This is a genomic window from Rhizobium sp. FKL33, from assembly GCF_005222915.1.
Taxonomy (GTDB): domain Bacteria; phylum Pseudomonadota; class Alphaproteobacteria; order Rhizobiales; family Rhizobiaceae; genus Rhizobium_E.
Map to the genome: position 1 here is coordinate 148,390 of NZ_STFX01000019.1, position 13,955 is coordinate 162,344.

A 13,955-nucleotide genomic window follows, 5' to 3' on the forward strand; every position below is an offset into this window, starting at 1 on the left:
CGGGGTCAGCTCGCCTTGTCCTCGTCCTTCTTTAACTGTTCCTGCATGAAATGGCGGAGCACAGCGTTGATGCGGCCCTGATAGCCCTTGCCGCCTCTTTTGAAGAAGGCGATCACGTCATTGTCGAGCCGGATCGAAATCGCTTCCTTCTTGACAGGATAGACGATAGTCGCCTTCGACCAGTCGATATCCATGAAGTCGGCCCAGTCGGGATCAGTCCGCATGGCCTGGTTGATGTCTTCGTCGGTGAGCGCATCGACGCGCGCCCAGTCGGTGAGGGTCTTGCCGGCCTTTACATCCTTTAGGATGTCCTCAACCGAATAGATCTTCGAAAGCTCTTTGCTCATTCTTCCTCACGGCTCTCGCTGAAATTATACGCAGCACGTCACCCCTGAACGTGTAGACCACGGATATTAGCCTCTTTGTTTGGCGGCAAACCGCCAAGGTTCTGATCTCTCCATGACGGTTGGACGACATCTCGAGATGCGGTTCTGTCAATGCCGCGACGGCATCTTTAAAGTCGATGCCATGCTTGTCGATGTTGAGAAGGCGCTTTCTTTCGTCCCAAGTGGTTTGGGCGAAAATTCCTGGAGCGAAAACAAAGTTCTGTTTAGCGCCCTCCACCAAGGCGGAACCCCCGTTTCCATCGTGTATATACAAACGTAACTTTCGGGCGATCTTGTGTCAAATCACGTTCTTGTTGCGGGCAGAGTCTTTGCGTTGGCGGAGTCGCCCGAGCCTCGCTATATGAAAGGCAACAAAGGTCACAAGCATGCGATTTTCCAACTCCTTCCTCGATGAACTGCGCGACCGCGTTCCGATTTCGGACGTGATCGGTCGGCGCGTGACCTGGGACAGGAAGAAGACCAATACAGGCCGCGGCGACTACTGGGCCTGCTGCCCGTTTCATGGCGAGAAGTCGCCGAGCTTTCACTGCGAGGATCGCAAGGGGCGCTATCACTGTTTCGGTTGCGGCGTCTCAGGGGATCATTTCCGCTTCCTGATGGAGCTCGACGGCGTGAGCTTTCAGGATGCCGTGCAGTCGATCGCCGATATCGCCGGCGTCGCTATGCCTGCGCCCGATCCGGAAATGGCGCGGCGCGAGCGCGAGCGGCACAATCTGTTCGATGTGATGGAATTGGCCACGCAGTTCTTTCAGGATCAGCTGCAGACCTCGGCCGGCGCCAAGGCGCGCGCCTATCTTCGCGACCGCGGGCTGACGGGCCGGACGATCGAGACCTTCCGGCTGGGCTATTCGCTCGACAGCCGCAATGCGCTCAAGGAATTCCTCTCCGGCAAGGGCGTGGATCGCGAGCAGATCGAGGCGTGCGGCCTCGTCGTTCATGGCCCCGACATTCCCGTCTCCTATGACCGGTTCCGCGACCGCATCATGTTCCCGATCCTGTCGGTCCGGGAAAAGGTGATCGCCTTCGGCGGTCGCGCGCTGTCGCCGGATGCGCCGGCCAAATATCTGAATTCCAACGAGACCGAGCTGTTCTCCAAGGGCCAGGTGCTGTTCAATCACGCCCGCGCCCGCCGCGCCGTCCAGGGCGCCGATGGCGCCGGAACGGTGATCGCGGTCGAAGGCTATATGGATGTCATCGCGCTCGCCCAGGCGGGTGTCGACAATGCCGTGGCCCCGCTCGGCACAGCGCTGACCGAGAACCAGCTCGAGCTGTTATGGAAGATGACGTCGGTGCCGGTGCTGTGCTTCGATGGCGACGGGGCCGGCATGCGCGCCGCCTCGCGCGCCGTCGATCTCGCTCTGCCGCATCTGAAGCCCGGCCAATCCCTCAAGATCGCGCTCCTGCCCGACGGCAAGGACCCCGACGATCTGGTCAAGACCGAGGGCCGGGCGCCGTTTGACAAGGTGATTTCGGAATCCCGCCCGCTCGCCGAAATGGTCTGGCTGCGCGAGACCACCGGCGCGAGTTTCGACACGCCGGAGAAGCGCGCCGAACTGGAAGCGCGGTTGAAGACGGTGACGCAGGTGATCGCTGACGAAAGCGTGCGCCGGCATTACCAGCAGGACATGCGCGACCGGCTCTACGCCTTCTTCGCGGCGTCGTCGCCGCAGGGGCAGGCGCGCGCCAATTTCAAGCGCGGTCAGGGCGGCGGGCGAGGCGGCCCGCAGCAGCAGAACAACAGCCCGTCGCGGCAAGCGCCGGTGTCCGACCGGCTGGCCAAGTCCGGTCTCGTCTCGGGCTTCCGCGCTCTGCCGTCGCTCCGGGAAAGCGTGCTGGCGATGACCATCGTCAATCATCCCGGTCTGTTTTTCGAGGATTACGACGAGATCGCCCATCTCGAATTCGAGAACAGGGACATGCAGCGTTTCTGGCAGGCAGTGATGTCCGTGGCGGCCGCGAGCGGTCCGGGGCTCACCCGCGAAGACCTGATGACGGCGCTGGAAGTGCAGGGCTTCGAGAGCTTGCTCGCCTCGCTTGAACAACAGATCCGCTACGCCCGCGTCTGGATCGCCACGGAACAGGCGGCGATCGAGGATGCGCGCGAGGGCTATCGCCAGGCGCATGCGCTGCACACCCGCGCCCGCGCCCTTATTCGCTATCGGCATGAACTCGAGCGCGAAATCGGCGACGCCATCGAACGCGGCGCCGAGCAGGAAGTCGAGCAATTGCTCTCCGCGCTCAAGGAAAACCAGCTGGAATCCCTGAGATTGGAAAGCCAGGAAGCGCTGATCGACGGTTTCGGGGTGATGTCGGGTCGGGTCAAGGGGCCTGCGACGGGGCATTGAGAGCCTTCTGGGCAAGCGATCCGCCCGGGTGTCGCCACCATGCGTGAAATTTTGATGTCCTGAATCGTGTTCGAGGTCGCTGACGCATTGAGTTTCCAGCAATTGAACCGTGTTGTTCAATTGTGAGGCTCATTATGCTCAGGCTTTCTCTTTTAACCGGCGCCGTTTGGCTTTGCGCCGCAACTCTTGCGTACTGCGCTGATACGGTTGGCTTCAAAGATGTCGACCTTGGCGAAGGTGGCGACCGGGCTCTTCATGTCGCCGTCTGGTATCCAACTGGTTATAAAGTCAATCAGGCAATCGTCGGGGAAAATCGCGTCTTCTACGGCGTCTCCGCCATCAAGGACGCCGCGCCCGAACCTGAGGTGCATCCGCTTATTGTTCTCTCCCATGGCTATGGAGGGAGCTGGCGCAATTTAAGCTGGTTGGCGAGCGATCTCGCGGCTCTGGGCTACATCGTTGCCGCGCCTGATCATCCCGGCACGACGACGTTTGATGAGGACCCGCAGCAGGCAGCCAGGCATTGGGAGCGCCCCCATGATCTGAGCCGTGTGATTGACGGGCTGATTGCGGATGCCGAGATAGGCGGACAGGTGGACTCGACCAGGATTGGCGCCATCGGCCATTCGCTCGGCGGCTGGACCGTGGCGGCCCTTGCTGGTGGGCGTTTCGATACGCAACGCTTCAAAAGCGATTGCGAAAAGAACTCCAGCCCGCGCGCCTGCGCGTTGTCAAATGAGCTTGGGCTCGGAAATCAGACGCTTGAGAATTCGATGGCGGATCCACGCGTCGGCGCTTTCGTGTCTCTCGATCTCGGGGCCGCGCGCGGATTCTCGCCGGAGAGCCTGGCAGGCGTCAACAAGCCGTTTCTCATTGCTTCGGCGGGGGTGGACATCGGCGACATGCCGGCAATGCTCGAAAGCGGATATCTGGCGGAGAATCTGCCGAAGTCGACTTCGACTTACGTCCAGATTCCGGATGCGATGCATTTCACCTTCATGCAGCTCTGCAAGCCGGGCGCGGCGAAACTGATAGAAGCGGAAACGCCTGGCGACGGGATCGTCTGCAAGGATGGCGGAACGCGCGGTCGCGCCGAGATACACCGCGAGATTTCCTATCTGGTGAGCGGGTTTCTGGCCCAGGCGCTGCCGGTGAAGCGATAAACGAGCAGGCATTTGCGCAACCGGACCGGCGGCGCGGCGACAATCACGCTTCATGGCCTGAGCGCCTGCGCACCTTCAAACGCAAAACGCCGCGAAGCTCGCGGCGTAAGGAAGTCCAGTCGGGCAGGCGAGATTACTTCTGCCGCGCCTTGCGCGCCGCATAGCGGCGGTCGCGTTCGGCCTTGCGCGCAGCTTCGTCGCCGACGACGCGGGCGATGCGTTCTTTTTCAGCGGCTTCGCGGGCGTCGGTTTCGGCGCGCGCATGGGCGGCGATTTCGGCCAGGCGGGCTTCTTCGGCGAGACGTTCGCGGTCGCGCTCTTCGGCCTTGATGCGTTCGCGTTCGGCCCGGCGCTCGTCGCGAGCGGCGGCGATGGCCTCGCGTTCGGCGAGCTTTTCAGCCAGCGCGGCTGCGCCGGTTTCGCGAGCAGCGCGGTAATTGTCGAGCAGCGCCTTGCGGGCGGCTGCTGCGCCGTTGCGGCGGTCGTTCAGATCGTGGTTCTTGTCGTGTCTCAAACTTGGTTCCGTTTCGAATAGGTGTGGCGCCGCGGGTCTTCGCCGCGACGGAGGTTCAGAGATCGCCTTGCGACTGTGTAGCAGCGGCGAGGCCGGCGGCCTCCTTGGCCTTGCGCAATTCGCGCAGGCGATTGGTCTTCTCGTTGCGCGCCGCCTCGATCCCCTCGTTTTCGGTCAGAATGCGATTGCGAGCGAGAGATTGGGATTGCGTCTTCAGGAAAGCCTGTTCGGCCTTCTGTCGTGATTTGCTGAGATCGCTCAAGAGAATGTCCTGGCGGGAAAAATCCCGGTTGAGCCGGATCGTCCGGCTATTCGCGGCGCAGGCCGCAGAAAACAAAAAAGCCAGGCAAGGCCTGGCTTTCGAGGTCAGCGTAGCGATGCCAGTACATCCGTGGTCACCGCGTCGCCAAAATTCATCAGGCGGCGCGAAGCTGGCCTGCGGACATCTTGCCCGACTTGCGGTCGCGCTCGAGTTCGAACGAAAGCTTCTGGCCTTCGACGATGGAGCCGAGGCCGGCGCGCTCGACGGCGGAGATGTGGACGAAAACGTCCTGGCTGCCGTCGTCAGGCTGAATGAAGCCGAAGCCCTTGGTGGCGTTGAACCATTTAACTGTGCCAGTGGTCATGACGAACCCTTTCTTAGCAATTGCGTCGCCGTGGCGCGTGGATCGCGCAACGGTCTTGGTGGTCGATTTTTGAAGGGGAGTTCGTCGACGGCGCCGAAGCGCGAAAACAAAGTCTAGCAGCAAATATCGTGATCTCTATATAGGCCGCTATGCTCGCAGCGTCAACCGTTAGTTCGTGAAAAGGCGGATTGTCTCTACTTTTTGCTGTTTTTCGCGCCCGCGCGGGGCGGCGAATTCGTCTTTCCCAAGGGGGCGCGCCAAGAGCCCGCGCGTCGCGCGTCGCCGCCCCGGTGTCGCTTTCGGCCTATCGGATGTCGCCAGCGCCCTCTAGCCTCAGCCGATAGGCCTGACGAGGAGACAGCCATGACCGCCACACCCGCCTTCATCACCGAACCCGCCCGCCGGATCGAGGTGATCCACAGAACCGACGTGCTGGTGATCGGCTCCGGCCCTGGCGGCCTGGCGGCGGCATTGGCTGCGGCGCGGGCGGGCGTGGAGGTTGCGCTGGTTGAGCGCTTCGGCTGTTTCGGCGGCAATATCACCACGGTCGGCGTCGAGGGTTTCGCCTGGTATCGCCATGAGCAGACGGTGGAGGCCGGCGGCATCGGCTGGGAGTTCGAGGAGCGGGCGAAAGCCATGGGCGCGGCCTATCCCGAAAGCCAGTCGCTGTCTTATGAGCTGGATTCCGAAGGCTTCAAGCTGGTGGCCGATGCCCTGGTGGAAGAAGCGGGCGTGCGCGGCATGCTGCACCGGCAATTCGTGGCGCCGATCATGGACGGCGACCGCATCATCGGCGTGATCACCGAATCCAAGGCGGGTCGTGAGGCGATCCTGGGTAAAGTGGTGATCGACGCCACCGGCGACGCCGACATCGCCGAGCGGGCAGGGGCCGTGACCCGCAAGACGCCGGTCGAGGAGATGCAGGCGGCGTCGGTGATGTTTCATCTCGCCGGCGTCGACAAGCGCGCCTTCATGGCGGGCGTCAAGGCCGATCCGCAGACCTATGGCGACTGGTCGACCGGCGAATGGCAGATCGAGACCTCGGGCAAGGAAGACCAGATGTTCTCGCCCTTCCTCGCCAAGCCCTTCGCCCAGGCGATAAAGGACGGCGTCATTCCCCGGCATCTCAACACCATCGCCGGCACCTGGGGCGTGGCGCATGACACCGGCGAGCTCACTTATATGAATCTCGTCCATCTGGCCGGTTGCGACGGCACCGATCCGGATTCGATGACAAGGTTCGAGATCGAGGGCCGCAAGCAGGCGATGCTGGCGATCGAGGCGCTGAAGCGCTACACGCCGGGCTGCGCGGGCGCGCGGCTCAGAAATTTCGGCATGACGATCGGCATCCGCGACACGCGCAAGATCGACGCCGTCTACAACATGACCGAAAGCGACGTGCGCCACGAGGCGCGCTTCGACGATACGATCGGCATCTATCCCGAATTCATCGACGGCTATGGCGTGCTGATCCTGCCGACCACAGGCCGCTATATGCATATCCCCTATCGCGCCATGCTGCCCAAGGGGGTGAAGAACCTGCTCGTCGCCGGCCGCGCCATCGGCGGCGACCGTATCGCCCATGCAGCCACCCGCAATATGGCTTGCTGTGCGGTGGCGGGGCAGGGCGCGGGCGTCGCGGCGGCGCTGGCCGTCAAGAGCGCCCGGGATGTGGATGCGGTGGAGATCGCGGCGGTGCAGGCGGAACTCGCGCGGCAGGGCGTGCGGGTGCAGTGAGCCTGACGGGATGCTGAAGACGGCGCGGCGGGCGAGGCCGCGCCGGTGAGATGGGTTACCAGAGATCGGCGCCCGAAACTCCAAGTCCTTCGGTCAAGGAGAGCGGGCCGGTATAGGTGTGTTTTCCGTCGGAAAAGACCGTGATCGGCTGAGAACCCTTGTCGAAGAAGTCGGTCACCTCGACAGATACAATGCTTTCTCTGTGAGTTTCCCCGGTAGATTCATCATATACTTCTTCGTACAAGCGTATCAGCAGATTGCCGTCTGATTTGAAGAACATAAAGTCATCAATATCGCTGTTGAAGAGGAGCGTCGCTTCCGCCCCTTTTGTCAGTGATATTGTTACGTCGGAGTTGTCGGCGACCGTAATCAGATTGTCGCCGCCATTGTCGACGATGGTGTCGTTGCCGCTGGCGAGATAGGCGTCATCGCCCTTTCCCCCATTCAACAGGTTGCGGCCCTCGCCGCCAGCGAGCAGATCGTCGCCCGCTTGTCCATAGAGCTTGTCGCCGCCGCCACCCGAGAGGAGCGTGTCATCGCCCTTACCGGCCAGAACATAGGCATGCTCGCGGCCGCCATACAGCGTGTCGTTTCCTGCACCGAGATCGAGCGCGAAGATGCTGTCGGAATTGGCCTTGCCGATCGCCACGGTCACGACATCATTGCCGCCGGCAGCCGATAGCCGCCAGTCGAAGCGTCCCGACACGGTATAGCTTTGGGCAGAGTCGTCGTCCGTCGAGATCTTGTCGAACAGTTCGTCGGTGGCGGAAGTGAAATATTTGGAGATCTTGTTGGTCATGTCCCAATCTTTCTCGGCTTACCAGAGATCGGCGGCTTCGATGGATTTGTTGTTGGCGAGATCGAGGAGGTCTTCGTTCGACAGGGTTTCGCGTGTGCCGTCGATGGAAATGCTGGACTTTTCGATGTAGCCGCCGTCGAAGAAATCCACAACTTCTGTTGTGTTGTCTGTGTGTGCGTAACTGATGATCAAGTCTTGGTTTTTCCGAGTAAAATTGATCTCTGGGATTGTCAGGTCATAAAAACTGAAGGTATCCGTGCCCCGAAGATCGTTGATCGTCGTGTTGCTCGTATCGCCAAAGGCAAAGCGATCGTTGCCGCCTCCATAGTCGGCAAAGTAATTGTCGCCAAGATAATCAACATAGAAGTCATTGTTAGTTCCGCCGGAAGAAATGTCGTCTCCCGCGCCGCCAAGGAGCGTGTTCTTTCCTTGCCCCCCGCTCAGGACGTCGTCGCCGTCGCCGCCATCGAGATAGTCATTATCTCCGTCACCGTTAAGTTGGTCATTTCCAGCGTCGCCATAGAGGCTATCGTTGCCGTCTCCGCCCATGAGCTTATCCCCACCGAGGCCGCCCAGCGCCATATCTGCGCCTTCACCGCCTCGCAGTTCGTCACGGCCCTCGTCACCGGTTATCGTATCACTGCCGACGCCGCCCAACAGTCGGTCATCGCCTTTGCCCCCGTAGATCTTGTCGTCGTCGTCTTCGCCCCAGATCACGTCGTCGCCGATGCGGCCGAACAAGGTGTCACTGCCGATCCCGCCATAGACCCGGTCATTGCCGGCGCCAGCCGAAATCCAGTCGTCATGTGTTTGGGACAGCTTCAGCCGGAATGTCTCGCTCGAGCCTTCGCCATAAATGACATCGTTGCCAGCATCGCCGAGGATCGTGTCGGAGCCATTGCCGCCATAGAGAAAATCTCGCCCCGAACCGCCACTGAGAAGATCATCCCCATCTTTGGCGTCGAGCATATCTCGCCCGCTCAGGCCCGCCATCCGGTCATCGAGATTTGAACCGATGATGCTCTCGTCATCGCCCAAAGTCCCCACTCTTTGCGCCATCCTACGCTCCTTGCTTGCATGAATGCCCCGATCAGAGGCGTAAGGTGATTTGCTGCATCCTGCAAGCAAGGGTGATATTTATTAGGTTGTATTGATATAGGGTTGTGCCTGGTTGTGCCTGGTCGTTTCTCACCCTTTGTCTGCTCTCATTGACCTCCCGCTCCGAATGGCGTTTTTTGCGCCTCGTCATTCAGGGGTGATTCAGCATGAAAACGGCAATCGTACTTGGCGCGGGCATGGTGGGCGTGGCCACCGCGCTCGACCTTCAGGATCGCGGCTTCAAGGTTACGCTGGTTGATCGCCGGCCGCCGGGGCGCGAGACGAGTTTCGGCAATGCCGGCATCATCCAGTCTGAATCGGTCGAGCCCTACGCCATGCCGCGCGGCATCCGGGAATTGTTCGACATCGCCACTGGCCGCAGCAATGACGTGGTCTATGCGCTGCGCGAATTGCCCGGCCATCTCGGCCCGCTATTGCGCTATTGGTGGCATTCCGAAAAGGGCCGCCATCGCGCCATCTCGACATCCTACGCCAGCCTGATCGCCCAGGCCGCCGGCACGCATGATCAGTTGATCCGCCGGGCCGGCGCGGACAATCTCATCCAGCGCTCCGGCTATCGCACGCTCTATCGGTCGACCGCGAAGTTCGAGGAAGGCCTGCGCAAGGCCGAGGAGATCCGCGCCGCCTTCGGCACTAAATTCCGGGCGCTGACGGCCGACGAGACGCTCGCCGAGGAGCCGGGGCTGACGTCCGCCGGCGCCGGCGCCATCCATTGGGCGGAGCCCTGGACGGTGGCGAGCCCCGGCGATCTCGTCTCCGCCTATGCGGCGCTGTTCGAGCGCGAAGGCGGGACGTTTGTCGAGGCGTCTGTCGAGGAGTTGCGCCAGAGCGTGTCGGGCGAGGAATGGCTGGTGCGCACAAGCGCGGGTCTCCTGAATGCGCGGCATGTGGTGATCGCGCTCGGCGTCTGGGCCAGTGGCGCGCTGAAGCCTTTGGGCCTAAATTTTCCGATGGTGCTGAAGCGCGGCTATCACGCCCATTATGCCTCGCCGCGCCCGCTCGGCCACACCACGATGGACACCGAAAACGGCTATGTGCTCGCGCCAATGCGAGCCGGCACGCGCATCACCACCGGCGCGCATCTGACCCTTCCAGGCAAACCGCCTGTCTATCGCCAGCTGGAACGGGCGGAGCGGGCGGCGGGGGAATTGATGGCGCTCGGCGACCGCGTTGAGGACACGCCCTGGTCCGGCACGCGGCCCTGTATGCCGGACATGCTGCCGGTGATCGGGCCCGCGCCCCGGCATCGCAATCTCTGGCTCAACTTCGGCCATGGCCATCAGGGCTTTACGCTCGGCCCGGCCTCGGCGAAGCTTTTGGGCGCCTTGATCGAAGGCGTGAGGCCGGCGGTCGAGCCTTCCCCGTTCCGCGCCGATCGTTGAACGCGCTTGGCGCGGCGCTGGGGTCGCGTCGCGCAGGGGAAAGCCCCTGTTCCGTCTGCGGCGCGATTTCGCCGCGCCCTCCGCTGTGCTCCGCGATGAAGCATGCTATCACCGCTTCATCGGTTGCAGCGCGGAGATATTTGCATGACGACGGCCTTTCTCGACCATCTCAGAACCGAGCTTGATGGGCTGAAGACCTCCGGTCTCTACAAGGCCGAGCGGGTCATCACCTCCAAGCAATCGGGCGAAATCGAAGTCGCCTCCGGCGCGCATGTGCTCAACTTCTGCGCCAACAATTATCTCGGCCTCGCCGACAATGAGGAGATCACCGAATCCGCCAAACAGGCGCTCGACCGCTATGGCTATGGCATGGCCTCGGTGCGCTTCATCTGCGGCACGCAGGTGGAGCACAAGCAGCTGGAGGCGCGGATTTCCAGCTTTCTCGGCATGGAAGACACGATCCTCTATTCCTCCTGCTTCGACGCCAATGGCGGGTTGTTCGAAACGCTGCTCGGCGAAGAGGACGCGATCATTTCGGATGCGCTCAATCACGCCTCGATCATCGACGGCGTCCGGCTCTCCAAGGCCAAGCGCTTCCGCTACGCCAACAACGACATTGCGGCGCTGGAGGAGGAGCTGAAAAAAGCCGAGGGCAGCCGCTTCAAGCTGATCGCCACTGACGGCGTCTTCTCGATGGACGGCATCATCGCCAATCTCGGCGGCGTCTGCGATCTCGCCGAACAATACGGCGCGATGGTGATGGTGGACGACAGTCACGCCGTCGGCTTCGTCGGCAAACATGGGCGCGGCTCGGCCGAACATTGCGGCGTCGAGGGCCGGGTGGACATCATCACCGGCACGCTCGGCAAGGCGCTGGGCGGCGCATCGGGCGGCTATACGTCCGGCAAGGCGGAAGTGGTGGATTGGCTGCGCCAGCGCTCGCGGCCCTATCTGTTCTCCAACACGCTCGCGCCGGTGATTGCCGCAGCGTCGCTCAAAGTGTTCGACCTCATCGAGGGCGGCGACGCGTTGCGCGCGCGGCTTTACGACAATGCTGCGCTGTTCCGCTCCGAGATGACCAAGCTCGGCTTTACGCTCGCCGGCGAGGGGCATCCGATCATTCCGGTGATGCTCGGCGAGGCGACGCTGGCGCAGGAAATGGCGGCGCGCATGCTGGAGAAGGGCGTCTATGTCGTCGGCTTCGCCTTCCCGGTTGTGCCGCGCGGCCAGGCCCGCATCCGCACCCAGATGTCGGCGGCGCATAGCCGCGCCGATGTCGAGAGGGCGATTTCGGTGTTCGCCGAGGTGGGCAGGGAATTGGGCGTGATTTGAGGGTTGCTACTGGGGGTATCCCCTCCCGGCCTGCCGGCCACCCTCCCCGCAAGGGGGAGGGAAGCAGGTGGCGCCGTTCATTTCTGCGGCTCGCTGTTGGTGGAGTGGACAGGGAGCGGGCCGCAAGTCTCCCTCCCCCTTGTGGGGAGGGTGGCCGGCAGGCCGGGAGGGGCCTCTACATATGAGACCGTTGATATGAGGAAAAACCAATGTCCAACATGATGCGCGCGCTGGTGAAGGCCAAGCCCGAGATGGGGCTGTGGATGGAGCATGTGCCGGTGCCCGAGCCGGGCCCGAACGACGTGCTCATCCGGGTCAAGAAATCGGCGATCTGCGGCACCGACGTGCATATCTGGAACTGGGACCAATGGGCGCAGAAAACAATTCCCGTGCCGATGGTGGTGGGGCATGAATTCGTCGGCGAGATCGCCGAGATCGGCTCGTCGGTGACCAAATACAAGGTCGGCGAGCGCGTGTCGGGCGAAGGCCATATCGTCTGCGGAAAATGCCGCAATTGCCGCGCCGGCCGCGGCCATCTCTGCCGCAACACGCTGGGCGTCGGCGTCAACCGACCGGGCTCGTTCGGCGAATATGTCTGCATCCCCGAATACAATGTCGTGCCGATCCCGGACGACGTGCCCGATGAAGTGGCCGCCATCTTCGACCCGTTCGGCAATGCCGTGCACACCGCTTTGTCCTTCGATCTCGTCGGCGAGGATGTGCTGGTCACCGGCGCCGGTCCCATCGGCATCATGGGTGCCATGGTCGCCAAGCGTTCGGGCGCCCGCAAGGTCGTCATCACCGACATCAATCCCGTCCGGCTCGAACTCGCGCAGAAATGCGGCGTCGATTACGTCGTCGATGCGTCCAGCCAGGATTTGAAAGAAGTCATGCGCGAGATCGGCATGAAGGAAGGCTTTGACGTGGGGCTCGAAATGTCCGGCGCTCCGCCCGCCTTCCGCTCGATGATCGAGACGATGAACAATGGCGGCAAGATCGCCATCCTGGGCATTGCGCCCGAGGGCTTCGGCATCGACTGGAACAAGGTGATCTTCAAGATGCTGACGCTCAAGGGCATCTATGGCCGGGAAATGTTCGAAACCTGGTACAAGATGATCGCCTTTGTGCAGGGCGGCCTCGATCTCAGCCAGATCATCACTCACCGCATCAAGATCGATGAATTCCGCGAGGGCTTCGAGGCTATGCGTTCGGGAAATTCCGGCAAGGTGGTGATGGATTGGGCGTGAGCGCGGCGGCATTCGGCGCGCTCCTTGATATCCCGTGCAAGGCGATGATCAGGGGTGGAAACCGTTCCGTGCAGAGCCTTACGGATATCTGGTGCACCAAAAGGCTCGGGACGCCACCTCAAGGAAGGATTGGGTGATGTCGCGAGCGCTGTGCGCTTGTTGCGATGGCTCACAGCCAGCCAACGGGGCGCTGAGGATGAGATAAAAAGATGAAGGCCTTGTCAGTCGTTTACCCCAGCGGAACCAAAATCGCATCCGGTGAAAAAACTTTGGAAGTACGCCGCTGGAGGCCTGACCTGTCTCCGGCCGAAGATCTTCTGATTGTCGAAAACCACCGGTTTCTTCGCAATGATGGTGACCGAGACGACGATGGCCGGGCCGTCGCAATCGTGCGGGTGAAGGCGGTGCGGCCGTTTACGCCCGACGATATGAAGGTCGCGTGCGCCAGCTATTTCGAAGAGGGTTGGTTGGCCTGGGTGCTGGACGACATTCTTCCGGTGACCTCGGTCGTATCAGTGCCCGCCGAGCGCGGCTTGTACGAGGTCGATTTTCCGAGCGCCTGATCCATGCGTTTCTTTTCCTGTCACCCAGGTGACAGCGCGCCGCCCCGGATCGTGGCAAAACCCTACTGTCACGATCGATTAACGGGGTGTTAACCATGTTGAAGCTGTTCGCCTTTTTGCTGCTCGGGCTCGTCACATTTTCGACATGCGCGTCCGTCATCAGCGCCTCAGAACAAAGCGCGGCGCGCGTCGCCGCAATCCAAGCCGTCCGTTGAAAGCCGCCTGCCATGAAGATCATCTATTTCATCCTGTTCGCCCTCGTCGCCACCACTTTCGGCGCCTCCGCCCTGGAGTTGACCACCCGTGACGCCAGCGCCTGCACGCTGACGCTCTGCAACTGACGCCCGACGCCTGCCGGGCCTTTCAGGCCCGCCGTCATCGCGGGCCATGGACGCCTCGCGGAACCGAACTCTCCCGACATCGTTGTTGAAGCCGAAGGTCGCGCGACTGGCGCGGACCTGCGTTTGGCGATCAGGAGGTTTTGATGGCCGAGATTTTCTGGACGAAGCCGGTCAAGGTCGCCACGGGTCGCGGCTTTCGCGTTGTGGCCGGCCCATCGCAGGCGCTCGAATGTCTGGACAACTGGCAGGGCGGCAAAGGCCGGTTCTATCGCCACGCCCGAGACATCTGCCGTTCGGCGCTCGCCGCGCCTGAAGAAGCCGGCAAGGCGCGCGAAGCCTTCGTCGCCGCCCATCTCGACGCCGCCATTCCCTTCGCCTGA

The 13,955-nt window shown here is 62.0% G+C and carries 15 protein-coding genes; 8 read left to right on the top strand and 7 right to left on the bottom strand.

The genetic code is table 11. The features are described 5' to 3' along the window. Window positions 1-5: 5 nt before the first annotated feature. Entirely contained in the window at window positions 6-347 is a 342-nt protein-coding gene (locus tag E8Q41_RS12265; protein ID WP_137155834.1) for a BrnA antitoxin family protein, read from the bottom strand. Further along, on the bottom strand, window positions 313-624 hold the full coding sequence (locus tag E8Q41_RS12270) for a BrnT family toxin (RefSeq protein WP_246660174.1): 312 nt from the start codon (window positions 622-624) through the stop codon (window positions 313-315). The genes E8Q41_RS12265 and E8Q41_RS12270 overlap by 35 nt, the downstream gene beginning before the upstream one ends. 148 nt (window positions 625-772) lie before the next feature. On the opposite strand from E8Q41_RS12270, the gene dnaG reads away from it, so the two are divergent. Both dnaG and E8Q41_RS12280 read left to right on the top strand, forming a co-directional pair. Next, window positions 773-2,752, top strand: coding sequence for a DNA primase (gene dnaG, locus E8Q41_RS12275; protein ID WP_137155835.1), 1,980 nt, complete (start codon window positions 773-775; stop codon window positions 2,750-2,752). 134 nt (window positions 2,753-2,886) lie between these two features. After that, complete coding sequence (locus E8Q41_RS12280; protein WP_137155836.1) at window positions 2,887-3,915, top strand: alpha/beta fold hydrolase; 1,029 nt, start codon at window positions 2,887-2,889, stop codon at window positions 3,913-3,915. Window positions 3,916-4,048: 133 nt separating this feature from the next. Here E8Q41_RS12280 and E8Q41_RS12285 read toward each other — a convergent pair whose 3' ends face one another. The 3 genes from E8Q41_RS12285 to E8Q41_RS12295 form a co-directional block, all read right to left on the bottom strand. Beyond that, window positions 4,049-4,429, bottom strand: a complete 381-nt coding sequence (locus tag E8Q41_RS12285; protein ID WP_137155837.1) for a DUF6481 family protein — start codon at window positions 4,427-4,429, stop codon at window positions 4,049-4,051. A gap of 55 nt (window positions 4,430-4,484) precedes the next feature. After that, window positions 4,485-4,691 carry a hypothetical protein gene (locus E8Q41_RS12290; RefSeq protein WP_137155838.1) on the bottom strand — a complete coding sequence of 69 codons (207 nt, stop codon included), beginning with the start codon at window positions 4,689-4,691 and terminating at the stop codon, window positions 4,485-4,487. Between the two features lie 154 nt (window positions 4,692-4,845). Further along, entirely contained in the window at window positions 4,846-5,055 is a 210-nt protein-coding gene (locus E8Q41_RS12295) for a cold-shock protein (protein WP_137155839.1), read from the bottom strand. Between the two features lie 363 nt (window positions 5,056-5,418). Here E8Q41_RS12295 and E8Q41_RS12300 point away from each other — a divergent pair, with 363 nt between their 5' ends. Then, window positions 5,419-6,792: an FAD-dependent oxidoreductase gene (locus tag E8Q41_RS12300; RefSeq protein ID WP_137155840.1), complete on the top strand. Its 1,374-nt coding sequence runs from the start codon at window positions 5,419-5,421 to the stop codon at window positions 6,790-6,792. Between the two features lie 55 nt (window positions 6,793-6,847). On the opposite strand, the gene E8Q41_RS12305 is transcribed toward E8Q41_RS12300, so the two are convergent. Together E8Q41_RS12305 and E8Q41_RS12310 are read right to left on the bottom strand one after the other, a co-directional pair. Then, complete coding sequence (locus E8Q41_RS12305; RefSeq protein ID WP_137155841.1) at window positions 6,848-7,591, bottom strand: hypothetical protein; 744 nt, start codon at window positions 7,589-7,591, stop codon at window positions 6,848-6,850. 18 nt (window positions 7,592-7,609) lie between these two features. Then, the gene (locus E8Q41_RS12310) at window positions 7,610-8,650 is read right to left on the bottom strand and encodes a calcium-binding protein (protein ID WP_137155842.1); all 1,041 of its coding nucleotides are present in this window, start codon (window positions 8,648-8,650) and stop codon (window positions 7,610-7,612) included. A 206-nt stretch (window positions 8,651-8,856) separates the two neighbouring features. On the opposite strand from E8Q41_RS12310, the gene E8Q41_RS12315 reads away from it, so the two are divergent. From E8Q41_RS12315 to E8Q41_RS12335, 5 genes are all read left to right on the top strand, one after another. Further along, window positions 8,857-10,092 (top strand): FAD-dependent oxidoreductase, encoded by a 1,236-nt coding sequence (locus E8Q41_RS12315; RefSeq protein ID WP_137155843.1) that lies wholly within the window; start codon window positions 8,857-8,859, stop codon window positions 10,090-10,092. A gap of 144 nt (window positions 10,093-10,236) precedes the next feature. Continuing rightward, window positions 10,237-11,424 carry a glycine C-acetyltransferase gene (locus tag E8Q41_RS12320; protein ID WP_137155844.1) on the top strand — a complete coding sequence of 396 codons (1,188 nt, stop codon included), beginning with the start codon at window positions 10,237-10,239 and terminating at the stop codon, window positions 11,422-11,424. A gap of 209 nt (window positions 11,425-11,633) precedes the next feature. Next, window positions 11,634-12,671: an L-threonine 3-dehydrogenase gene (tdh, locus tag E8Q41_RS12325; protein ID WP_137155845.1), complete on the top strand. Its 1,038-nt coding sequence runs from the start codon at window positions 11,634-11,636 to the stop codon at window positions 12,669-12,671. A gap of 209 nt (window positions 12,672-12,880) precedes the next feature. Next, on the top strand, window positions 12,881-13,234 hold the full coding sequence (locus E8Q41_RS12330) for an ASCH domain-containing protein (protein WP_137155846.1): 354 nt from the start codon (window positions 12,881-12,883) through the stop codon (window positions 13,232-13,234). A 484-nt stretch (window positions 13,235-13,718) separates the two neighbouring features. Further along, entirely contained in the window at window positions 13,719-13,955 is a 237-nt protein-coding gene (locus tag E8Q41_RS12335; RefSeq protein ID WP_137155847.1) for a DUF982 domain-containing protein, read from the top strand.

Coding starts and splice junctions, on each gene's coding strand:
- E8Q41_RS12330 (WP_137155846.1), top strand. CDS start 12,881: ATGAAGGCCTTGTCAGTCGTTTACCCCAGCGGAACCAAAATCGCATCC.
- E8Q41_RS12295 (WP_137155839.1), bottom strand. CDS start 5,055: ATGACCACTGGCACAGTTAAATGGTTCAACGCCACCAAGGGCTTCGGC.
- E8Q41_RS12300 (WP_137155840.1), top strand. CDS start 5,419: ATGACCGCCACACCCGCCTTCATCACCGAACCCGCCCGCCGGATCGAG.
- E8Q41_RS12280 (WP_137155836.1), top strand. CDS start 2,887: ATGCTCAGGCTTTCTCTTTTAACCGGCGCCGTTTGGCTTTGCGCCGCA.
- E8Q41_RS12320 (WP_137155844.1), top strand. CDS start 10,237: ATGACGACGGCCTTTCTCGACCATCTCAGAACCGAGCTTGATGGGCTG.
- E8Q41_RS12315 (WP_137155843.1), top strand. CDS start 8,857: ATGAAAACGGCAATCGTACTTGGCGCGGGCATGGTGGGCGTGGCCACC.
- E8Q41_RS12265 (WP_137155834.1), bottom strand. CDS start 347: ATGAGCAAAGAGCTTTCGAAGATCTATTCGGTTGAGGACATCCTAAAG.
- E8Q41_RS12305 (WP_137155841.1), bottom strand. CDS start 7,591: ATGACCAACAAGATCTCCAAATATTTCACTTCCGCCACCGACGAACTG.
- tdh (WP_137155845.1), top strand. CDS start 11,634: ATGTCCAACATGATGCGCGCGCTGGTGAAGGCCAAGCCCGAGATGGGG.
- dnaG (WP_137155835.1), top strand. CDS start 773: ATGCGATTTTCCAACTCCTTCCTCGATGAACTGCGCGACCGCGTTCCG.
- E8Q41_RS12310 (WP_137155842.1), bottom strand. CDS start 8,650: ATGGCGCAAAGAGTGGGGACTTTGGGCGATGACGAGAGCATCATCGGT.
- E8Q41_RS12335 (WP_137155847.1), top strand. CDS start 13,719: ATGGCCGAGATTTTCTGGACGAAGCCGGTCAAGGTCGCCACGGGTCGC.